The organism is Limnohabitans sp. MMS-10A-178, from assembly GCF_003063375.1.
GTDB lineage: Bacteria > Pseudomonadota > Gammaproteobacteria > Burkholderiales > Burkholderiaceae_C > Limnohabitans_A.
On sequence record NZ_NERY01000001.1, the window covers coordinates 1797335 to 1818340 of the forward strand.

Sequence of the window (21006 nt, forward strand, 5' to 3'; positions counted from 1 at the left end):
CATGAGTGATCCGTTTGTCGCCCTCCTAATGTTGGGGCTCTTTATTGTCTTTATTTTCTTCGGATTCCCCATTGCCTTCACCATGATGGCCATGGGTATGGGTTTTGGCTTTTACGCCTACTTCACGCCTGACCAGTTAATCTGGGACAACCGCATCTTGTACCTGTTCACACAAAACACCTTCAGTGTGATGAACAACGATGTGCTTATATCGATTCCCTTGTTTCTCTTTATGGGATACATCATTGAGCGAGCTAACATCCTAGACAGGTTGTTTTTGAGTTTGCAGGTTGGCCTACGAGGTGTTCCCGGCTCTATGGCCGTGGCTGCATTGGTTACTTGTACGCTTTTTGCCACAGCCACCGGTATTGTGGGCGCGGTGGTGGCCCTGATGGGGCTGATCGCCTTGCCGGCGATGCTTAAAGCCGGTTATGACGAAAAACTGGCCAGTGGTGTGATTACTGCAGGTGGCACTTTGGGTATTTTGATTCCACCCTCCATCTTGCTCATTGTGTACGCGGCCACAGCCAGCGTATCGGTGGTCAAGATGTACGCCGCGGCCATCATCCCTGGCTTCACATTGGCATTTCTTTACCTCATTTACATCATCGTGCGTGCCACGCTCAATCCCTCTTTGTGTCCCAAGCCCAAAGATGTGTACGATTACTCCGTCTGGGAAAGCATTGTCATGGTGTTGAAGGCTTTTGTGCCTTTGGCCGTCTTGATCATGTCGGTATTGGGATCTATTTTGTTTGGTTTGGCCACGCCCAGCGAAGCGGCCGCCATGGGCGTTTTGGGTGGCATTATTTTGGCCATCGTCTACCGCGCCTTCACTTGGGAGCGGCTGCGCGAGTCGGTTTACCTCACGGCCCGCACCTCGGCCATGGTGTGTTTCCTTTTTGTAGGTTCGGCCACTTTCGCATCGGTTTTTGGTTATTTGGGCGGTGAGCATTTGGTCAAGGACTTCATGCTGGCATTGGACCTGTCGCCTTTGCAGTTCTTGCTCTTGTCTCAGTTCATAATTTTCATCTTGGGCTGGCCTTTGGAGTGGAGCGAGATCATCATCATCTTCGTGCCCATCTTCCTGCCTTTGCTGCCCTTGTACAACATCGATCCCATCTTGTTTGGCATCTTGATTGCAGTGAACTTGCAAACCGCTTTCTTGACACCGCCCATGGCGATGTCGGCCTATTACCTGAAAGGGGTTGCACCCAAGACGCTGCAATTGAACACCATCTTCAGTGGGTGCATGCCTTTCGTGTACATCATTTTGTTCACACTGGCCATGACTTATGTCTTCCCAGCCATGGTTACTTACTTGCCAGACCAGTTCTTCAACCAGTCGGTTGAGATGGAACGCGACCCCAACGACGAGTCGGTGGTCAACCCCGACTTCTTCAAGACGAACTGATGGCTGAACCTACAAAAAATGTGTCCGATCTGACCGCTTTGGAGGTGCGCGAGCACCTGCTCAGCGGCCAGGAAACGGTGCCAGAGTTCATGGCCAAACTAGGTCGTTTTGTGGATGGCGCAGACAAGGCCATCCACGCCTTTGCACACCGCGATGACCGTGTGGTTGATTTGCAAGCAGACAACCTGCAGCGTGATCGCGCGGCGGGGCACTTGCCTGGCCCCTTGTACGGCGTACCGGTGGGGGTCAAGGACATCATTGACACAATGGATTTCCCGACTGAATACGGTAGCCCCATTCATGCAGGGCGCTATTCGGTAGGTGATGCCACTGTGGTGTCCCGCTTGCGTGCCGCAGGCGCCGTGATATTCGGTAAAACCGTTACCACCGAGTTTGCCACCACGCATCCAGGCCCCACCTGCAACCCCCACAATCTGGCACACACCCCTGGTGGTTCTTCCAGTGGCTCTGCTGCGGCAGTGGCAGCGGGCATGGTGCCCGTGGCGCTGGGCACTCAAACCAATGGCTCCGTCATTCGCCCGGCTTCGTTTTGCGGTGTGTATGCGCTCAAGCCCTCGCGAGGTCTTTTGCCACGCACGGGTGTGCTGGACCAGTCGCCCTCTTTGGACGAAATTGGTGTGTTTGCACGCAACTTGGAAGACATTGCCAAGCTTACCGAAATCATGTCGGGTGACGACGGCCACGACAGCGCCAGTGCGCGACAAAGTCCACGCAGGCTCTACGATGTGGCAGTGTCTCAGCCGCCCTTGCCACCCAAGTTTTGTTTTGTCAAAACCCCATGGTGGGACGACGTCGAGCCTGAAGCTCGCGAGGCCTACGAGGCTTTCGTGGCCCACATGGGCGAAAACGTTGAAGTTGTGCAACTGCCCGACATTGTTAAGCAAGTGGCGCCTTGGTTGGTCACAGTTAACGAAATTGAGCTTGGCGTGTGCCTGCAAAAAGAGTGGTTGCACCACCGCGAGTTACTGAGTGAACCGCTGCGTGCGCGCGTCGAAAAATCCATGACGATGCCAGGTACCAACTACCTTATTGCCAAAGACCGCATGTTCCACGTCATGAATGCCTTTGACGAGTACTTTGCTACTTACGATGCTATTTTGTGTCCTGCGGCTTTAGGCACGGCTCCCCACAGCTTGGCTTCCACTGGCAATCCAATTATGCAAACCGTCTGGAGCTTTGCTGGACTGCCCAGCGTGAATTTGCCGCTGCTCACCTTGTCCAATGGTTTGCCCTTGGGGGTGCAAGCGGTGGGCTCTTACCAAAACGATGCTCGCTTGTTGCGCTCCTCGCGCTGGCTGGTCTCTGAATTTATCAAAAGGAATATGGCATGAAATCCTGGCAACGCCTTACTGGCTTTATCGGCCTCACATTGATGGCTGCGTTTTTGCTGCCCTACATTTTTAAACTTCCACAATTGGACATCACATTGATATTGATGGGCGGCCTGAGCTTGGCTGTGTTCGATTTTTTCTCGTCTAACAAAGGCGAATAAAATTTATTGAGTGCTTCAGCTTCTGAGGCCCGATCAATTTAGGGCCTCATTGCGATTGGCAGACATCCACCCATTCAGCTTGGGTCATGTCTGCCATTTTTTCTGGGCTGATCCGAACAGCGCTGTTCACCGAACCCGCAGCAGGTATGACCTCTTTGTATATTTTCAAAGAAACATCCAAGTAAACGGGCAGTGGCGACGCCAAACCAAACGGACAAACGCCACCCACTGGATGACCTGTGATTTCTGCAACTTCATCAAGCCCAAGCATTTTCCCTTTGCCAAATGCGTCCTTGAATTTTTTGTTGTCAATGCGCGCATCACCTTTGGCAACCACCAATACCACTCGGCCATCGTTCAATTTGAATGCCAGTGTCTTGGCAATTTGACCTGGTTCAACCCCATGGGCCTCTGCGGCCAAAGCGACTGTGGCCGTGCTCACGGGAAGTTCGATGATTTCTATGTCAATATGACGCGCAGAAAAGAAGTCTTTGACAGATTGAAGGCTCATAGCATTTTTGAAAAACTGAGAAATGTGTAATGCGAAAAGTTGAAGATACCAGACAAATCTCTTGTTAGTATTGCGCCAATGAGTTCACATTCCAATGCATTGCCGCCTGCATTTCAGAAGCTGGCGTTCTCTAATTTGATGGCGCAATCGGCTGAGCAACTGACCTTGGCCGCAGTCCCCATCGTCGCTGTCCTTTTGCTGCAAGCAGGGCCGGGTGAGATTGGCGTCATTGCGGCAGTCCAATCACTGCCATTCTTATTGCTGTCCATCCCTTTGGGCTTGCTTGCAGATCGGATGTCTCGCAAGAAACTCATGCTCATGTCGGAGTGGCTGCGCGTGGGCGCCTTACTGGTGCTCATTGCTGCTATGTTGCTCAACCTCATCAGTGTGCCCTTGTTGGCATGTGTTGGATTTCTAGCGGCTGTAGGTACCGTTGGTTTCAGTGTGAGTGCGCCTTCATTGGTTCCCGCTTTGGTGGACAGTCAACAATTGGCGCAAGCCAATGGGCGGCTAGAGTTGGCCCGAAGCATGGCCTTTGCAGGTGGGCCAGCGCTAGCGGGTGCATTGATTGCTTGGTTGGGTGGGTCAACATCGTTTGTTCTTTCTTTGATGTTGTCTCTTGCAGCGCTAGGATTTCTCAGTCAAATTCAAGAGCCTATTCGCCAGGCCGGCCCCGATCGCCATCCCTGGCTAGAAATCAAAGAGGGTGCACATTTTGTGTGGTCAAACTCTCTCATGCGCCCCATTTTGTTGACATCAGTGGCGTGGAATATCTCATGGTTTGTTCTTCAAGCCATTTATGTGCCCTATGCCATTCGCACCATTGGCATGAACCCCAGTGAGGTTGGTCTGACATTGGCCTGCTATGGCGTCGGCATGGTCATGGGCTCTCTGTTGGCATCACGCGTGGTATCAATGATGCCGTTTGGTGTAGCCATTCTGTTGGGGCCCTTTTTCTCGGTGCTTGCCGCCATTGTCATGGCCTTGAGCCTTTGGGCGCCCTATGTTGGCATGGCCGCCTTGTCTTACTTCTTGTTTGGATTTGGCCCCATCATCTGGACCATTACCTCCACCACATTGCGCCAAAGTGTGACGCCCAACAGCATGATGGGCAGGGTGACTGCCATCAATATTGTTGCAGGCACTGGCGCAAGGCCAATTGGAGCGTTGCTTGGCGGCATTGTTGGCGAAATGGGTTCCGATCTGACCAGTCTGATGGTTGTTGTTGCTGGCTTTGGTGTGCAAGCCGTTGTGATCACCTGTTCCAAGGTAAGAAGTCTCAAATCTCTTAGCCATGCTCGGGATGGCGCGACCGATTGAAGGCTAATTTTGAAGCTTGGCCCAGAGAGGCCTCGAATCTGTGGCTTAATATCGCCTTGAACTTTTTTTCCTGGAGCCACTGATGGGCAATAAGATCGTTACCGAAGCCGACCGCAAATTCACCCCCCCTTTGAAGCCACTGCCTGGCGTCACATTGCCCACCAGCGGCCGCGGTCAGCGTGTGAGCTTAGAGCGCGGCGTTGCCACACGCAGCAAGAAAAACCCTGGCAAGCGTGCCAAAAAAGGCGGTTAATGCCCTTGTGATCATTGAGAGCCAAGTTTTTTCTATGGCCTCAACAAAAGCCCTCGCACGAGGGCTTTTTAATGTCAAAAAGCTCAACTTAAAGGCACAATAGAGCTTTAGCCCCGGTGGTGAAATTGGTAGACACATCGGACTTAAAATCCGCCGCTTTCGTGAATAACGGGCGTGCCGGTTCGATTCCGGCTCGGGGCACCACTGACCTTAAGTAGACAGACATGACATCTTTCAGCACCCCCTTTGAAATTCATGTTCATGGTGAAGTCGCGTTGCGAGATGATGTCGACTTCAAAGCCCTGCAAGAGGCCACCAAACCTCTATGGAAATATGCAGGCGCCAAATCTCTCACCGAAGGGGCCCAAAGTCTTTACGAAGAAGAACTCGGCATCCGTTTTGAAGCCGCCGACCACAAGCTTCAACTTTGCTGGACGGTTAGGGGCAACGAAGACTTCCGACAAGTGCTTGACGACTTGTGCATGAACATCAATGAGGTTTCTGCTGCTGGTGCACAGCTTGAAATTACTTTCTACGACACTGAATTTGAAGACGATGAAGAAGCCCGCGGCGCCGAATCGCGCGACGACTTTTTTGTTGTCTTTGTTGGGCCCGATCCAGCCGCCATCATGCAAGCGCAGCGCGATTTGCTGGTTCAAGATGTGGTCGGTCTCATGGAGCGCCACTTTGATGGCTCTGAGCTGAGCGGTGTTGTCCATGAAATCGATAAACTCTTTTCAGAACGCTTTAACGACTTGGTTAGCTCTCTTGAATTGGGCAAGCCCCCTAGGGGCAATGGTGGGGGCCCTCAAGGTGGCCATGGTGGTGGTCGCAGACCTCGGCACTTGCACTAAGCCGCCAGACAAGGCAGCGACTGTTTTTTAACCCTAGGGTTATTCACTCATGAGCTTCAACGACCTGCTCAATCCCGGTGTCAAACGCAGAGAAGTGTTTGGCTGGGCCATGTACGACTTTGCCAATTCGGGCTACACCACGGTGGTGATCACAGCCGTTTTTGCGGCTTACTTTGTGGGCGCCGTGGCCGACAAGGCTGATTGGGCCACATTGGCTTGGACCAGCGCTCTGAGCTTGTCCTATGCCATCGTGATGTTCACCATGCCTGCCATGGGTGCATGGGCCGATCGCCATGCAGCTAAGAAAAAACTGCTGATGCTCGTCACAGTTGCTTGCGTTGTCAGCACTGCGGCTTTGTCTTGGGTGGGGCCTGGGCAAGTCACTTTGGCAATCATTTGCATCGTGATTTCAAATACCTTCTACTCTTATGGCGAGTCGCTCACTGCATCTTTCCTTCCTGAGTTGGCCAAACCCGAAGGCATGGGGCGCATCAGTGGCTGGGGTTGGGCGTGGGGGTATTTGGGCGGCATGCTCAGCTTGGGCATTTGCTTGGCCTATGTGCTTTGGGCCCAAGCGCAGGGACAAACAGCGGGGCAATTTGTACCTGTCACCATGTGGGTTACCGCGGGTATTTATGCCCTTGCAGCCACGCTCACATTTGTATTCTTGAAAGAGCACGCGCAGCCTCAATTGAGCAGAGAGCGCGCCGCCAGCCAATGGCAGCAATTGCGCCAAACATTTCAAGAAGCCAAAGCCTACAAAGACTTTATGCAGCTGATGGCATGCGCGGTGGCGTACCAAGGGGGTGTGGCAGTGGCCATTACCTTGGCAGCCATTTATGCTGAACAAGTGATTGGCTTTCAGCCCCAAGAAACCATGATGCTGATTTTTGTCCTCAACATTGCCGCCTTGGTGGGCGCCTTGGTGTTTGGCTATGCTCAAGACAAAATCGGTCACAAATTGGCTTTGTCCTTAACCCTGCTGGGTTGGAGCATCACGTGCATCATGGCGGCGCTCACCAGCAGCAAAGAAGTCTTTTGGTGGGCGGCTGCCTTGGCAGGTGTTTGCATGGGCTCTAGCCAGTCAACAGGAAGAGCCATGGCGGGAATGCTCATTCCAACCCATCGATTGGCGGAGTTCTTTGGCTTGTGGACCTTTGCCATTCGGTTGGCCAGTATCGTGGGGCCCTTGGGCTATGGCTTGATCACTTGGCTTACAGACGGCAACCAGCGCTTGGCCATTGCCAGCACCACCCTGCTGTTTGTTGTGGGCTGGCTCTTGTTGTTGCCTGTCAATGTGCAGCGCGGTCAGCGTCAAGCTTCAGGCCTGTCTTAAGGCCATCATTGCTGAGCGCATCCTTCGTGAGCCCATCCTTCAAATACTTGCAAGCCTACCCAGACACATTGCTGCAGCAGGTGCAAAAAATCATTGATGGCCCAGGGCTTAGTGCTTGGTTGCTCTCGCGCCACCCCGCGGCACATGGCATGCGCACAGACTCTGCTTTGTATGCCTATGTCATGGCTTTGAAGAATGAGTTTCTAAGGCAAGCTGAGCCCATCAATAAGGTCAGTTTTGACAGCAAGCTGCACATCATTCAACACGCACTGGGCTTGCACACCACCACCTCGCGCATTCAAGGAAGCAAACTCAAGTCAAAGCGCGACATCAAAGTGGCGGCCTTGTTCAAGGACACCCCTATGGCCTTTCTGCAAATGATTGCCGTTCATGAACTGGCCCATTTGAAAGTGCGTGAACACGACAAAGCCTTTTACAAACTGTGCCACCACATGGCCCCAGACTACGCACAATCTGAGTTTGAACTGCGCGTGTACCTCACCCACCTTGATGCGGGTGGCGAGCGTTTGTGGGCTTCAGCATAATTAAACAGCTAAATTATTTGGCGCTAGGTGTTTGAAAGAGCTGACAGTGATGGGCAGGCAGGTCAAGCCAGCGACTTGCAGCCAACTGAAGTGCTTCCAATGAACCTGTGGTCCAAAGCTGAATTTGGTTTGAAACCTTGGTGGTTTCTGTGTGGCTGCTTGTAGGAGTTGTGAGCCGCTTGGTTTGTTTGGCCACGGCTTCGCCAGTTGAAATGATGTTGACATCAGGTCCAACCAATTTGCGCAAGATATCTTGCACAAATACATAGTGGGTACAACCCAAAACCAAAGTGTCAATTTGGCCAGGTTCTAAACCAAAGCTGCCCATGCATTGAACATGCTGAGCACACAAATCTTCCAGTGCCTGTGTGTCTTCCAAAGATTTTTCGGTTTGTTGCTCAATGGCAAGTGCCAAGCCTTTACAGGCCTGCAGCACAAATTCACAGGTCTTGGGTTTGGCATCTGCCAAAACAGACCTCAGCAATTTGTCAAAACGCAAGCTGCTCAGGGTGCCTTGTGTGCCCATGACACCCACGCGAAGGGTTTGTGTTTGCGCTAAGGCAGGTTTAAGGGCGGGTTCTACACCAATGAACGCCAAATTGGGAAATGTGGCACGCAAACTTTCGATGGCCACAGCCGTGGCAGTGTTGCAAGCCACCACAAGCGCTTTCAAAGAGCCTTGCGCCAACAATTGTTGTGTGACGAAATGGGATCTTTCAATCACAAACTCGTCACTGCGCTCACCGTAAGGTGCAAAGCCGCGGTCTGCCCAATAAACAAAACGCTCTTGCGGCATTTCTGCACGCAAGGCTTGCAACACACTCAGGCCCCCAATGCCGCTGTCAAAAACGCCAATGAAGCCTGACTTGTTAGGCTCAATTTGCGCCAACTTTGATGCCTTTGAACTCACCCGTGGCAATGCGTTTTTGCCATTCAGCTGGGCCCGTAATGTGAGCGCTGGTACCACCCGCATCAACCGCTACCGTAACTGGCATATCGACCACATCAAACTCGTAAATGGCTTCCATGCCGAGGTCGGCAAAGCCCACCACTTTCGATTGCTTAATGGCTTTTGACACCAAGTAAGCTGCACCGCCCACAGCCATGAGGTAGGCAGACTTGTGCTTTTGGATGGCTGCAATGGCTTCAGGTCCACGTTCGGCTTTGCCGACCATGGCAATGAGGCCAGTTTGGGCCAGCATCATCTCGGTGAATTTGTCCATGCGCGTGGAGGTGGTGGGGCCTGCAGGGCCGACCGCTTCGCCCTTGATAGGATCGACTGGGCCAACGTAGTAAATGATGCGGTTGGTGAAATCAACTGGCAACTTTTCGCCTTTGGCCAGCATGTCTTGAATCCGCTTGTGAGCCGCATCCCGGCCAGTCAGCATCTTGCCGTTTAAAAGCAATGTTTGGCCGGGCTTCCAGCTGGCCACTTCGGCAGGCGTGAGGGCATTCAAATCGACGCGCTTGCTCTTTTCTGTGTTGGGCGTCCAGCTCACATCAGGCCAGAGATCAAGCGATGGCACGTCCAAGTAAACGGGGCCAGAGCCATCCATCACAAAGTGTGCGTGACGGGTTGCCGCGCAGTTTGGAATCATGGCCACAGGTTTGCTGGCAGCGTGCGTGGGATACATCTTAATTTTGACATCGAGCACGGTGGTCAGGCCGCCCAAACCTTGCGCGCCAATGCCCAAGCCATTGACCTTGTCATATATTTCCAAGCGCATGTTTTCAACTTGCGTGAGCTTCTCGCCTTTGCTTGACTTCTCGAGCAATTGGTACATGTCCAAGTCGTCCATCAAACTTTCTTTGGCCATGAGAACTGCTTTTTCTGCAGTGCCCCCAATGCCAATGCCCAGCATGCCGGGAGGGCACCAACCCGCACCCATGGTGGGCACTGTTTTTAAAACCCAATCGACAACGCTGTCGCTGGGGTTGAGCATGACCATTTTGGATTTGTTTTCGCTGCCACCCCCTTTGGCCGCCACGGTGATGTCTAGCTTGTTGCCAGGTACCAGTTGGGTGAAGATGACGGCAGGTGAATTGTCTTGTGTGTTTTTGCGAGCAAATTCGGGATCAGAAACGATCGATGCACGCAACATATTGTCTGCATAGTTGTAGCCGCGGCGCACGCCTTCATTGATGGCATCTTCCAGGCCGCCCTTGAAGTTATCGAACTTGACGTCCATGCCGACTTTTAAAAATACATTGACGATGCCGGTGTCTTGGCACATGGGGCGGTGTCCAATGGCGCTCATTTTGCTGTTGGTCAAAATTTGAGCCAGGGCGTCTTTGGCCGCAGGACTTTGTTCGCGGTGATAGGCGCTTGCTAAATGCGAAATGAAATCGGCGGGATGGTAATAGCTGATGTACTGCAAGGAAGCAGCAATCGATTCAATCAGGTCTTCTTCTTTGATCAAAGTCGTCATGTCTTACTTTCAATGATTGTTGTGGTGTGACATCAGCTTGTCGGTGTAGGCAATGGCCAAAGCGCTGAAAAGGAAGGTGACGTGAATGATGGTTTGCCACATCAGCACTTGCTCGGTGTAGTTGGCTGCATTGATGAACGTTTTCAGCAAATGAATGGAACTGATGCCGATGATGGCCGTGCCCAATTTCACTTTCAAAACAGATGCATTCACATGACTCAACCATTCTGGTTGATCGGGGTGGTTTTCTAAATCCATGCGCGATACAAAAGTTTCGTAACCACCCACTATCACCATGATGAGCAGGTTGGAAATCATGACCACGTCAATGAGTGCCAAGACCACCAGCATGATGATGGTTTCGTTCAAATGTGTGATGGGCGCATCAACTTTGTAACCGATGCCATCGATCAAAGCTTGGAGGGCGGTTTGGCTGCCAAAAACGGCCTCCAAAAGGTGCACCAGCTCCACCCAGAAATGGAACACATAAACGCCTTGCGCCAATATCAGGCCTAGGTACAGGGGGAGTTGCAGCCAGCGACTGGCAAAAATCAGCTTGGGGAGAGGGCGGAGGCCCGCATTATTGGATTGGGGTTGGGGGTTGGAAGCCATGGTTAATCTTTAGGAGAGTTTGGGTGATTTTAAAGCCGTCCATTTGCCGAAATGTGTCGGAATTAACAAGATATGAAAGAATACTGTCAGTCAGGGCTTTGTAAGAGCCAAGCACGACATTCGGTACCACTAATTTGAACAAGTTCCCAAGGAGAGACATAATGAGCGCCACCGTATATCAGCCCAGTGCTGACTTCGTCAAAAATGCCCATATTTCCGGCATGCCAGCTTACCAAGCCCTGTGCAAAGAAGCTGAAAACGATTACGAAGGCTACTGGGCGCGCTTGGCCAAAGAATTCATCTCCTGGAAAACACCGTTCACCAAGGTTTTGGATGAGTCCAAAGCGCCTTTCTTCAAATGGTTTGAAGACGGCACGCTAAATGCCTCCTACAACTGCTTAGACCGCAACATTGAAAAGGGCCTGGGCAACAAAACGGCCTTGATTTTTGAAGCCGATGGCGGTGAAGTCACGCGCATCACCTACAGCGAATTGCTCACCAAAACCTGTCAAATTGCCAACGGCCTCAAATCGATTGGTATTCAAAAAGGCGATCGCGTTGTTATCTACATTTCCATGTCCATTGATGGCGTGGCCGCCATGCAAGCTTGTGCCCGCATTGGTGCCACACACTCTGTGGTCTTTGGTGGTTTCTCTGCCCAATCATTGCGCGATCGCATTGAAGACACAGGTGCCAAAGCCGTTATCACAGCCGACCACCAAATTCGCGGTGGCAAGCAGTTGCCCTTGAAATCCATTGTTGACGAAGCCATTGCTTTGGGTGGTTGTGACAGCATCAAAAACGTGCTGGTGGTCAAGCGCAGTGGCGCCGATGTGGCCATGATTGCTGGCCGCGACACTTGGATGCACGAGTTGGTGGCCAAGCAAGCCACTACTTGTGAGCCCGAGTGGGTGGGCGCCGAGCACCCCTTGTTTTTGCTTTACACATCGGGCTCTACTGGCAAGCCAAAGGGTGTTCAACACTCTACGGGCGGCTATTTGTTGCACGCTGCACTCACCACCAAGTGGACCTTCGACTTGAAACAAGACGATGTGTTCTGGTGCACCGCCGACATTGGTTGGGTCACGGGTCACACTTACATCACCTATGGCCCCTTGGCTCTGGGCGGTACAGAAATTGTGTTTGAGGGTGTGCCCACATTTCCAGACGCAGGCCGTTTTTGGAAAATGATTCAAGACCACAAGGTCTCTATTTTTTACACGGCACCTACCGCCATTCGTTCTTTGATCAAAGCGGCAGAAGCCAACGATGCGGTGCATCCAAAGAGCTACAACTTAAGCAGCTTGCGCTTGCTGGGTTCGGTGGGCGAGCCCATCAATCCTGCTGCTTGGGAGTGGTATCACAAGCATGTGGGCGGCGGCAATTGCCCCATCGTAGACACCTTCTGGCAAACTGAAACGGGTGGCCACATGATCACGCCACTGCCTGGCGTGACACCCATGGTGCCTGGTTCTTGCACATTGCCTTTCCCAGGCATTCAAGCGGCCATTGTGGACGAAACGGGCAAAGACATGCCCAACGGCCAAGGCGGTATTTTGGTGGTCAAGCGCCCATGGCCTTCCATGATTCGCACCATCTGGGGTGACCCCGATAGGTTTGTGAAAAGCTACTACCCCGCAGACTTCCAAGGCAAGTACTACTTGGCCGGCGACGGTGCCATTCGCGATGCCGAAACTGGCTACTTCACCATTACCGGCCGCATTGATGACGTATTGAACGTGTCGGGTCACCGCATGGGCACCATGGAAATTGAATCGGCTTTGGTGAGCTGCACTGAACTGGTGGCCGAAGCCGCTGTGGTGGGTCGTCCCGATGAAACCACTGGTGAAGCTATTTGTGCTTTTGTGGTGCTCAAACGCCCCTTGCCCACAGGCGACGAAGGCAAGGCCATTGCCAAACAATTGCGCGATCACATTGCCAAAGAAATTGGCCCCATTGCCAAGCCCAAAGACATTCGATTTGGCGAGAACTTGCCCAAGACCCGTTCTGGAAAAATCATGCGCCGCTTGCTGCGCAGCTTGGCCAAAGGCGAGCAAATTACGCAAGACATCAGCACCTTGGAAAACCCAGCCATCTTGGGTCAACTCGGCCAAGCGTATTGATTTAAAGAAGCTTTAAGCGCTAGAAAAGGCTCATTCTGAAAAGAGTGGGCCTTTTTAACTTTCGGACTAGAAGCTTGTTCCCTTATGATTTAAATATTAAAAGTACTTCATATTGCGAAAATGAAAAATTGGCGTTTAGTTATCTTTGGTTTAGTTTTAACTTTGGCTGCAGTATTTGCAGCAGGCTATTTCTTTGGTAGCTATCGAACAAGCAAACTACTTGAATCGCAAATTCTCATTGGGGACAAATACAGGGTAGTTAGAACCCCAGGGGGCATGCTTCAAGTTGCCACCCTGATTAAACAAGAATCACTAGCTTGGCAGACATCATGGACATGTCCAGTCAGCTTGTGCAATTTCTTACCTACTTCAAATTCTCAAATTTCAGTCGAAGCACAATACACATACAGAATTCCATTATCTGAATATTGGGTTCTAGAAAAAATTAGTGAAAGTCCGTTGCGTTACAAATTAAAGGTTCCAAGGCTTGAGCCTCAGTTACCAGTAACTGTTAATTTGCCAACAATACGAATTCAAAATAGTGGAACAGTATTTTCTCCGTCTGGTCCTACACAACAAAAAATGCAAACTTTCCTTCAGCCCGAATTGGAAACGAGGTCCAAGTCTGCGGCCTATTTACAAATAGTACGTTCAGATGCTGAAAAAACAATCAAAGAGTTTGCTCAAAAATGGCTGAGGGATGGAGACGTAAAAATTCCTGTTGGAGCTGAGATAGAAGTTGTTTTGTGAATATCCGATTTGGTAAACATTTTGAACAAGCCATATTTCCTTGCATCTGTTCTATTGATTTGCACTTTAATGTCCTCTTGCTCCATACAGTCAGACGGCATGGCAGAACCCGATCAAAAGGTTCAGATTAATTTGAACGATGCACCAGCTTCTCCAGTCACCCTCTCCGAGGTAGTAGAACTATTTGTTCTTGGTGGAAATAAAACTCAACTTCAGCGTGAAACGATGAGCCAGAAAATAATTGGTTCAAGAGTTTCCTGGAGTTTTAAAGTCTACGAAGTAGCCAAAGATGGCGAGCAGTATCGAGTTATGTCTGAAATGCTTGGTAGTTCGCAACCAAATGCATTTGGAAAATTAACAGTGATTGCTTTTTTGAACGCAAGAAACTCAAACGATGAGCAAATACTCTTGAAACTTGACACTGGGAAGCAAGTGAAAGTTCGTGGTGTTGTAGATAGTATTAATCTCAGGTCCGTGGTAGTTTTAAGTCCTGCTGAGTTAGTGGATTAGCTGATTAGTCTAAAACGACGAGTTTCTTTAAGCAACCAAAAGATTCACTTTGAAAAGCCTTGGAAGCAACAACCCGATAGCTGAGTCCGGCCGTCAATACTTCTAGTACTTAAGCCAATATTTCATGTGAGTTTCACTGATTGGGACTAAAAATCAGCAGTCGTCTTTTTTTGTTTTCAATTGTTCAAGGCGATCTCTCAACGATTCTAGAAATTTCTCTTGGTCCGCTGCTGGTAACTCACTGGCGGCAAGAATGATGTCTGCTAAAAGATCATCATCACAGTAAAGATAGCCTAATGGCACTCCAAGCGCGTGTGCTATGCCCTTGGCGGTGTCTAGTGGCGGTTCATGAACTCCGCTCTCGTACCTGCTGATGCGGGCGCTGGCTACCCCTTCATCAAGTCCGACCATTACCCCCAACTTGTCTTGAGCAATTCCCATGCGTAATCTCGCCTGTCGCAGTCGGTGCGCAAATACTTTTGTATTAATCGAAGTGGAAAAGTGCTTAATTATCACTCTTCGATTTTCGAAGATTTGAGTGTATCATGCTTTACGTAAAACGTAGATTATGTAATTGAGGAGCATCAAATGTCTGTTTTAAAGCGCTGGGTTTTAGTGATCGCGGTGTCCATACTCTCTGGATGTGGGGGGGGAGGAAGTTCAACCACAGAGCCAATCGGTAGCAACACAGCACCATTGGCGAATGCTGGACCCGTTCAGAATCTTATGGTTGCAACAGTTGTCACACTCGATGGAAGCGCAAGTACGGACGCTAACGGTGACACACTGACATATCGTTGGACGCTAACTTCTAAGCCTGTTGGTAGCACTGCAACTTTGTCCTCGACCTCAACGGCAAGACCAACGTTTACTGCTGATCTGGCGGGAACTTACGTTGCCACACTTATTGTTAACGACGGACAAGCCGACAGCACCGCTTCAACCGTCACTATCACGGCTACTCGCGCTAACGCAGCACCTGTTGCTAATGCAGGTACAGCCCAAAACGTGACGACCAGTTCGACCGTAACACTTGACGCCAGCGCAAGTACGGACGCTAACGGTGACACACTGACATATCGTTGGACGCTAACTTCTAAGCCTGTTGGTAGCACTGCAACTTTGTCCTCGACCTCAACGGCAAGACCAACGTTTACTGCTGATCTGGCGGGAACTTACGTTGCCACACTTATTGTTAACGACGGACAAGCCGACAGCACCGCTTCAACCGTCACTATCACGGCTACTCAGCCAAAGGTAATGGGTATCGGTTATGTCGCTACCAACGGTATGACAGTCACCTTAGTCTCATTCACCACAACGGATTTGGGTAATGGTTACGTGAGGTATTCAGCAACATACAAACAAGAAAATAACACGGCTGTAGCGATTGATGAAGCCACTCTCAAGTTATATTTCAAAAATGCAAGTGCAGAAAGTCAATATGGATTTTTTGGTCGAGTTTTGCCTGGAGCATCATTTGCATTAACTAAAACATACACTTGGGACGTCTTGTCGTCATCCATACCTCAACTGTTGCAGTATCATGAAAATCACTTTTTTGCAGCAACTCCAACAGATGGAGCATTGCAGTGGATTTTCCCAATTCGTTAAATGATCTATGGGTTGGCGATATTTAATTTCGAGTATCGCTAGCCCACACAAACAAGTCGCTCTTTCATTAATTTTGTCCGATTGATGAAAGATGTCGACAAATGTATAGATTGTTTATCAATTAAAAAATGAGAAACCAGACGTATCTAAATTGAAGAATTAACCCTTCTTCAAAAAGTCAAACCTCAACGCGAAAGCCTTGGGGTTTTTTTACGTCTGTACCTTTCTCATAAGGAAACATCGAAATGCAAATCTATGCAAGTAGCCATGCCATTGAGCTGGCTTGTAAAACCCTGCCTGATCACAACTTACGAAAGCTCTTCATTGAACGACTTCATCAGCTCAAAAGTGACGACTATGAAATCCACGAAATAGTCCAATTCTGGGTGGTTGAGTGTGAGTCTGACCTGCTAATGCTTCCTGAGCATCCGGAGTGCAAGGAGGAGCATCAAGGTTGGACTGAACTTGTCTATGTACTCCTTGATGATGGATTTGGTCTAGAGGTGTTTGTGCCTGAGCACTTGAAGGGGCAATTGAAATGAATCTCTTTGTGAAACTCATGGTTGGAACCTTCAAGGTGCTTCTGTTTATTTTTTTGCAACTTGACACTCAAAGGAGAAACTCGCGAGAGAGGTCTAGCTTTAAGAGACGCCACCAGAAGGGAGAAAGCTCAAGTCTGGCCGCTGATCTCTTGATTGCAGCTCTTCTGAATGGAGGCTCTCAATGATTAGTCTATTGAGTTTTCTTATTCTGGCCTTGGCTGCAGAATGCTACGCAAATGACCCATGGAGGGCCGTTGTACTTGGAGTCTTTGCTTTGATGCTTTGGTCATTCCCGGTCGCAACTATTTTGATGTTGCTAGGACTGGTGATACTGAGGGTGATTACTGCTTGAAGACTCAAAATTGCAAAATTGGAGCTGAAAAGTGACGCTGTTAGCCCCTAGGGAGAAATTCCTTGGGGCAACTTCTCCATCTGAATATTGTTGTAGATTTGCAAATTTTAGGAGGGAGGTATTGACCAAGGGTTTTCCCTTTGTTACATTTCAAACGTACTGCAAAGTTAGTTGTTTAATTTTTCAGTCAAGTCACCAAGAAGTGACAACAAGTGATGAGCCATCAAAAGCTGCATCACAGGCCTAAGGAAGGCCGACAAATTTGGACTGATACCAGAAATGGATCAGGAAAAGACTCATAGCAATATGAGGGTCGGACCAGACTTACTTCAGCCATTGCGCGTTGAAGGGCCAGTTAAGACCTTTACATATCCAACGAGTCAACACAAGTTGTCGGTCTTTTTACGTCCACTTTTTTCACAGTACCGGCCAAGCCGTATGCCTTGTATTTACTTAAAGGCAGTCAGCTTATTTTTTTGTTAACAAATTTTGAGAAAGGGAGGTGAATTGGAGGAAGTGCAAGGTGAAGCTTCATGATGTTTATTCATGAGAATTTCCAAGCCATGCTGCTCAAGAATAGAAGAGCAGTACCTCAACTAATTGGTCGTATGACACCAAAAACTTAAGTTTGTGAAGACACTGAAATTTACGCAGTGCATTCACCAAAAAATTAAATAAGCCCACAAAGTTGGGCAAGGGAGTAAATAACATGAACAAATTAGTGAAATATAGAAGGCTACGGGCGATGTGCAAAACCCCACAGAAGTTGGAACTTCGCAGCTTTCCTCACCAGCCAGATGGTAAAAGTGACAAACCTAAACTTACTTTAGAAAATGTTCAGCACTTACTAAAGTCCTATGGCATCAGCGCTTGCTATAACGTCATCAGTAAAAAAGTTGAGGTCAGGAATATTGCGGACCCATCTTTCAAAGGCGACAGTGAATTCGACGAATCGGAGCTTGCAAAATCAATTATTGCTAAAAGTGACAACGTTGCTTTCACTCGAGTGTTGAGTCTTGCCTCGCTGAATAACATGTCCACAAGTCATATCTATGAGATGGTGGCTGCAATTGGAGAAGAAAACCAATACAACCCTGCAAAGGATTGGATTGAGTCTCGTCCATGGGACGGCGTAGACCGACTGAAAGCCTACTACGGTACGCTTGAAACTGCTGTTGGTTACTCAATCGAGCTAAAAGAAACTTTGATGTACAAGTGGCTGTTAAGTGCTACAGCGGCTGCATTGAAGGGTTCTGGTTTCTACACACGAGGTGTTTTAACACTTCAAGGGGCTCAGAACAAAGGAAAAACAAATTGGGTTCGATCCCTGGTAAACGACCCTGTGCTTCAAGCGAAATTGGTAAAGATCGACCATCAACTTGATGCCAACAACAAGGATTCAATTCTTGGGGCGGTGGCCTACTGGTTGGTCGAGCTTGGCGAGTTGGACAGCTCTTTTAAGAAAGATATTGCAAGGATCAAGGGATTCCTTTCTAGCGATCGTGACCGAGTGCGTCGACCATATGATCGCTTGGAGTCAGATTTTCCGAGAAGAACAGTCTTTTGCGCTACGGTCAATGAGTCTGCGTTTTTGGTCGATCCAACAGGTAACACTCGATGGTGGACACTTGAAGTTGTAAATATCAATTTTGAGCACGGAATTGATACACAGCAACTTTTTGCACAGATGGCAGTTGACTTTGCTAAGGGTGAGCAGTGGTGGCTCACTGAAGATGAAAACGAAATGCTTGAACAATGTAATCAGCAGTACCGTGCTGTAAGCAGGATCCGAGACAAAATCAACGAGTATGTTGACGTTAAGGCAACTCCAACTGACAAGGATCACTTGTTTACGGCAACTACTTTGCTGGAGCACATGGGAGTCAAATCTCCAACAAATGGTGAGTGCCGTGAATGTGGCTCCATTTTGAGGGAGTACTTTGGCAGCATAGCTATTAGAGCTGGGGCTAAGGCGTGGAGAGTGCCACTGATTGAAGGTAGGCAGTTTGAAGCCCTTGAAGCGACACTTGAGCACCTGGACACTAAAGAAAGCTCTGAATTGGAAGAGAAGTTAAATGACGAATGGGAGGATCTGCCCTTCTAAGCATCAGTCGAAACTAAAAGCTAAAGGCTGCCTCAAAAGGGTGGCCTTTTTGTTGGCACTGTTAGCGTTAGCCAACGACAAAAAACCAAACACTTAACAAAAAAGAAGAACCTAAAAAATGAAAAAGAAGTGAGGGGGAGCAAAAAAGCAAAAATAAAAAAAAGAGAGAAAAATAAAAGTTAGCAAAGCCGTCCTACTTCCCCCCTTGCTGGGGCTGGAATCAGCACTAAAACAAAAACACAATAAACAAAAAACAAAATCTTTAAAGAAGAAAAAAAGAAGTGTTGGGCGGCAAAAAATGCAACTTTTAAATAAGAAGAAAAAGGAAAGTTAAGAAACTACCCCTCCCACCTCCCTTCGGGAAAATTTAGAGTTAGCAAAGAAATACGCTTCACAAGTGAAGCTCCTGCTCCCTTACGGTCGCTTGAAATAAATCTTTGTTAGTAGCTAGGTTTGTGCAAGTTGACTTGACCCCTACTGGGTGAGGCTTCTAGGGTGTCACCTTAAAAGATCCCCTGGAAGGACACTCACAGCGCCACACACAGTTTCATTCGGAGTGCTCTTAAAACAGCTCTCAATAAAAGTTTCCCCTCAAGCATCACACCTAACCGTGTGGTGCTTTTTTTTGTCCCTTGCTTTTTCTTAAACAACTCTTGAAAGGAGTTTTCCATGCCAAAAGTAAAACTGACTACCCAGTTTGTCTTAAATCCGCCCTTGCCAACAGCTCGCAAGATTGACTATTACGATTCAAGCATTACAGGTTTTATCCTCGAAGTTCGATCTAGTGGTTTAGCAACTTTTTACCTCCGATATCGTGATCTTTATGGTCATCAGCGACAGGTAAAGATTGGCGATGCGAAGTCAATTTCCCTTGAACAAGCGAAGCAAAAAGCCAAAGTGCTCAGGTCCGAGGTTGTACTTAGAGGAGAGCCTAATCAACCTTCTAAGTCTAAAAAGAATGTTCCAACCCTAAGTGACTTTGTGAATGAGCATTACCTTGGCCATATTGCAACTTATAGACGTAACTATGCTCCTGACTTGTGCAGAATTCGTATCCATTTAATGCCCAGATTTGGACACTTGCATTTAGATCAAATTTCCTCTGCTGCAGTTATGGAGTTGCATCAAGAACTCAGATCTAAGGGTTATGCAGCTGCAACTTCAAACATGGTTGTTACTTTGTTGAGTGTGATTTTCAACTATGCAAAGGAGCTCGAGATTCCCGGATCTGAGATAAATCCAACGACTAAAGTGACCCTCTTTAAGGTGGATAACATCAAGGACCGTTATTTGAAGTCTGAAGAGGCTCAGCGTTTGAAGGATGCGATTGATAAAAGTGAGAACTTACAATTGAAATACATTGTGGCGTTGTTACTTTTAACTGGTGCACGAAAGCGAGAAATCCTTGATGCAACTTGGTCTAATGTGGACATGGAGAGACGTGTCTTGATTGTTCCTAGGAGTAAATCAGGTCATCAGCGAAAGATTCATTTGTCTGAAACGGTTGTAGGCATATTGAATCAACTTCCGAGGTTTGATGGTTGTCCGTACGTAGTGCCAAATCTGAAAACGATGGTTCCTTTTGCTTCGATCTACGCTAGTTGGCACACGGCTAGAAAGAGGGCAGGGCTTAGGGATGTTCGTCTTCATGATCTTAGGCATAGCTTTGCAAGTAACCTGGTCAATTCAGGCCACAGCTTGTATGTAGTCAGTAAAGCGCTTGGGCACAGTCAGATTAGGACGACTACAAGATACGCACATTTATCCTCTGAAACCTTGTTAGCTGCAGTTGAAAAGGTTGCTGATGCTACTGGCGTAAATTGGAGTGCTAAGTAAAAAAAGCTCGGCCTCTCTTTTGCAAGTGGGGCTGAGTTTTTCTGTCTAAAGCTAGAGATAATTTTCCCGATCGGTGGCTGCACATCAAACCAGATGTGATGGGTAGTTGATGGGTAAACTGTTCTCGCACACTAAAAAAATTTCAAATTTACCCGCCTAATTTCTGACCTAAATGTGGGTTCTTGGTGGGTAGTTTCAATTTTTTCGATTTCAACTCAACTAAGCCGATGATTTAAATGGACTTTTTGAGTGCTTTGACAGGTGGTGGTATCACAAGCATGTGGGCGGCGGCAATTGCCCCATCGTAGACACCTTCTGGCAAACTGAAACGGGTGGCCACATGATCACGCCACTGCCTGGCGTGACACCCATGGTGCCTGGTTCTTGCACA

General features: G+C 48.8%; 20 protein-coding genes and 1 tRNA gene. 16 read left to right on the forward strand and 5 right to left on the reverse strand.

Features of this window, described 5'->3' with window-relative positions; all coding sequences use genetic code 11:
* The first annotated feature begins 1 nt into the window (after position 1).
* The 3 genes from B9Z32_RS08865 to B9Z32_RS14135 are packed head-to-tail and all read left to right on the forward strand — an operon-like array spanning position 2 to position 2924.
* Positions 2-1411, forward strand: a complete 1410-nt coding sequence (locus tag B9Z32_RS08865; protein ID WP_233248154.1) for a TRAP transporter large permease subunit — start codon at positions 2-4, stop codon at positions 1409-1411.
* Positions 1411-2763, forward strand: coding sequence for an amidase (locus tag B9Z32_RS08870; RefSeq protein WP_108420853.1), 1353 nt, complete (start codon positions 1411-1413; stop codon positions 2761-2763). The genes B9Z32_RS08865 and B9Z32_RS08870 overlap by 1 nt, the downstream gene beginning before the upstream one ends.
* Positions 2760-2924, forward strand: a complete 165-nt coding sequence (locus B9Z32_RS14135) for a hypothetical protein (RefSeq protein ID WP_158268199.1) — start codon at positions 2760-2762, stop codon at positions 2922-2924. The genes B9Z32_RS08870 and B9Z32_RS14135 overlap by 4 nt, the downstream gene beginning before the upstream one ends.
* Positions 2925-2970: 46 nt before the next feature.
* Here the strand turns inward: B9Z32_RS14135 and B9Z32_RS08875 are convergent, their stop codons facing one another.
* Positions 2971-3435, reverse strand: coding sequence for a YbaK/EbsC family protein (locus B9Z32_RS08875; protein WP_108420854.1), 465 nt, complete (start codon positions 3433-3435; stop codon positions 2971-2973).
* Between the two features lie 78 nt (positions 3436-3513).
* On the opposite strand from B9Z32_RS08875, the gene B9Z32_RS08880 reads away from it, so the two are divergent.
* The 6 genes from B9Z32_RS08880 (at position 3514) to B9Z32_RS08900 (ending at position 7743) form a co-directional block, all read left to right on the forward strand.
* Positions 3514-4755 (forward strand): MFS transporter, encoded by a 1242-nt coding sequence (locus B9Z32_RS08880; protein ID WP_108420855.1) that lies wholly within the window; start codon positions 3514-3516, stop codon positions 4753-4755.
* Positions 4756-4837: 82 nt separating this feature from the next.
* Complete coding sequence (locus tag B9Z32_RS14175; RefSeq protein ID WP_194942722.1) at positions 4838-5008, forward strand: hypothetical protein; 171 nt, start codon at positions 4838-4840, stop codon at positions 5006-5008.
* Between the two features lie 110 nt (positions 5009-5118).
* A tRNA-Leu gene (locus B9Z32_RS08885) sits at positions 5119-5212 on the forward strand.
* Positions 5213-5232: 20 nt separating this feature from the next.
* Positions 5233-5862, forward strand: a complete 630-nt coding sequence (locus B9Z32_RS08890; protein WP_108420856.1) for a DUF6806 family protein — start codon at positions 5233-5235, stop codon at positions 5860-5862.
* Between the two features lie 49 nt (positions 5863-5911).
* The gene (locus B9Z32_RS08895; protein WP_108420857.1) at positions 5912-7198 is read left to right on the forward strand and encodes an MFS transporter; all 1287 of its coding nucleotides are present in this window, start codon (positions 5912-5914) and stop codon (positions 7196-7198) included.
* Positions 7199-7224: 26 nt separating this feature from the next.
* Positions 7225-7743, forward strand: coding sequence for a YgjP-like metallopeptidase domain-containing protein (locus B9Z32_RS08900; RefSeq protein WP_233248156.1), 519 nt, complete (start codon positions 7225-7227; stop codon positions 7741-7743).
* A 13-nt stretch (positions 7744-7756) separates the two neighbouring features.
* On the opposite strand, the gene murI is transcribed toward B9Z32_RS08900, so the two are convergent.
* The 3 genes from murI to B9Z32_RS08915 are packed head-to-tail and all read right to left on the reverse strand — an operon-like array spanning position 7757 to position 10784.
* Positions 7757-8632, reverse strand: coding sequence for a glutamate racemase (gene murI, locus B9Z32_RS08905; RefSeq protein WP_233248158.1), 876 nt, complete (start codon positions 8630-8632; stop codon positions 7757-7759).
* Positions 8619-10172 (reverse strand): fumarate hydratase, encoded by a 1554-nt coding sequence (locus B9Z32_RS08910; RefSeq protein ID WP_108420860.1) that lies wholly within the window; start codon positions 10170-10172, stop codon positions 8619-8621. The genes murI and B9Z32_RS08910 overlap by 14 nt, the downstream gene beginning before the upstream one ends.
* 9 nt (positions 10173-10181) lie before the next feature.
* Positions 10182-10784: a TIGR00645 family protein gene (locus B9Z32_RS08915; RefSeq protein WP_108420861.1), complete on the reverse strand. Its 603-nt coding sequence runs from the start codon at positions 10782-10784 to the stop codon at positions 10182-10184.
* Between the two features lie 161 nt (positions 10785-10945).
* On the opposite strand from B9Z32_RS08915, the gene acs reads away from it, so the two are divergent.
* The 3 genes from acs (at position 10946) to B9Z32_RS08925 (ending at position 14167) form a co-directional block, all read left to right on the forward strand.
* The gene (gene acs / locus B9Z32_RS08920) at positions 10946-12907 is read left to right on the forward strand and encodes an acetate--CoA ligase (RefSeq protein ID WP_108420862.1); all 1962 of its coding nucleotides are present in this window, start codon (positions 10946-10948) and stop codon (positions 12905-12907) included.
* A 120-nt stretch (positions 12908-13027) separates the two neighbouring features.
* The gene (locus B9Z32_RS14100) at positions 13028-13657 is read left to right on the forward strand and encodes a hypothetical protein (RefSeq protein WP_146179474.1); all 630 of its coding nucleotides are present in this window, start codon (positions 13028-13030) and stop codon (positions 13655-13657) included.
* A gap of 99 nt (positions 13658-13756) precedes the next feature.
* Complete coding sequence (locus B9Z32_RS08925) at positions 13757-14167, forward strand: hypothetical protein (RefSeq protein ID WP_108420863.1); 411 nt, start codon at positions 13757-13759, stop codon at positions 14165-14167.
* 153 nt (positions 14168-14320) lie between these two features.
* On the opposite strand, the gene B9Z32_RS08930 is transcribed toward B9Z32_RS08925, so the two are convergent.
* On the reverse strand, positions 14321-14683 hold the full coding sequence (locus B9Z32_RS08930) for a helix-turn-helix domain-containing protein (RefSeq protein ID WP_369909807.1): 363 nt from the start codon (positions 14681-14683) through the stop codon (positions 14321-14323).
* 72 nt (positions 14684-14755) lie between these two features.
* Between B9Z32_RS08930 and B9Z32_RS08935 the strand changes: the two genes are divergently transcribed.
* The 4 genes from B9Z32_RS08935 (at position 14756) to B9Z32_RS08955 (ending at position 20615) form a co-directional block, all read left to right on the forward strand.
* Positions 14756-15781, forward strand: coding sequence for a PKD domain-containing protein (locus tag B9Z32_RS08935; RefSeq protein ID WP_108420865.1), 1026 nt, complete (start codon positions 14756-14758; stop codon positions 15779-15781).
* Between the two features lie 245 nt (positions 15782-16026).
* A complete protein-coding gene (locus B9Z32_RS08940; RefSeq protein ID WP_108420866.1) occupies positions 16027-16323 on the forward strand; it encodes a hypothetical protein in 297 nt (98 codons plus the stop codon).
* Between the two features lie 1061 nt (positions 16324-17384).
* On the forward strand, positions 17385-18779 hold the full coding sequence (locus B9Z32_RS08950; protein ID WP_146179475.1) for a VapE domain-containing protein: 1395 nt from the start codon (positions 17385-17387) through the stop codon (positions 18777-18779).
* 669 nt (positions 18780-19448) lie between these two features.
* Positions 19449-20615: a site-specific integrase gene (locus B9Z32_RS08955; RefSeq protein ID WP_108420869.1), complete on the forward strand. Its 1167-nt coding sequence runs from the start codon at positions 19449-19451 to the stop codon at positions 20613-20615.
* Positions 20616-21006: the final 391 nt, after the last annotated feature.

Bases quoted from the DNA above. Each gene is read 5' to 3' on its own strand.
- B9Z32_RS14100 (WP_146179474.1), top strand. From the start codon at position 13,028: ATGAAAAATTGGCGTTTAGTTATCTTTGGTTTAGTTTTAACTTTGGCT.
- B9Z32_RS08955 (WP_108420869.1), top strand. From the start codon at position 19,449: ATGCCAAAAGTAAAACTGACTACCCAGTTTGTCTTAAATCCGCCCTTG.
- B9Z32_RS08910 (WP_108420860.1), bottom strand. From the start codon at position 10,172: ATGACGACTTTGATCAAAGAAGAAGACCTGATTGAATCGATTGCTGCT.
- acs (WP_108420862.1), top strand. From the start codon at position 10,946: ATGAGCGCCACCGTATATCAGCCCAGTGCTGACTTCGTCAAAAATGCC.
- B9Z32_RS14135 (WP_158268199.1), top strand. From the start codon at position 2,760: ATGAAATCCTGGCAACGCCTTACTGGCTTTATCGGCCTCACATTGATG.
- B9Z32_RS08880 (WP_108420855.1), top strand. From the start codon at position 3,514: ATGAGTTCACATTCCAATGCATTGCCGCCTGCATTTCAGAAGCTGGCG.
- B9Z32_RS08915 (WP_108420861.1), bottom strand. From the start codon at position 10,784: ATGGCTTCCAACCCCCAACCCCAATCCAATAATGCGGGCCTCCGCCCT.
- B9Z32_RS08895 (WP_108420857.1), top strand. From the start codon at position 5,912: ATGAGCTTCAACGACCTGCTCAATCCCGGTGTCAAACGCAGAGAAGTG.
- B9Z32_RS08935 (WP_108420865.1), top strand. From the start codon at position 14,756: ATGTCTGTTTTAAAGCGCTGGGTTTTAGTGATCGCGGTGTCCATACTC.
- B9Z32_RS08925 (WP_108420863.1), top strand. From the start codon at position 13,757: ATGGCAGAACCCGATCAAAAGGTTCAGATTAATTTGAACGATGCACCA.
- B9Z32_RS14175 (WP_194942722.1), top strand. From the start codon at position 4,838: ATGGGCAATAAGATCGTTACCGAAGCCGACCGCAAATTCACCCCCCCT.
- B9Z32_RS08870 (WP_108420853.1), top strand. From the start codon at position 1,411: ATGGCTGAACCTACAAAAAATGTGTCCGATCTGACCGCTTTGGAGGTG.
- B9Z32_RS08875 (WP_108420854.1), bottom strand. From the start codon at position 3,435: ATGAGCCTTCAATCTGTCAAAGACTTCTTTTCTGCGCGTCATATTGAC.
- B9Z32_RS08940 (WP_108420866.1), top strand. From the start codon at position 16,027: ATGCAAATCTATGCAAGTAGCCATGCCATTGAGCTGGCTTGTAAAACC.
- B9Z32_RS08865 (WP_233248154.1), top strand. From the start codon at position 2: ATGAGTGATCCGTTTGTCGCCCTCCTAATGTTGGGGCTCTTTATTGTC.
- B9Z32_RS08890 (WP_108420856.1), top strand. From the start codon at position 5,233: ATGACATCTTTCAGCACCCCCTTTGAAATTCATGTTCATGGTGAAGTC.
- B9Z32_RS08950 (WP_146179475.1), top strand. From the start codon at position 17,385: ATGAACAAATTAGTGAAATATAGAAGGCTACGGGCGATGTGCAAAACC.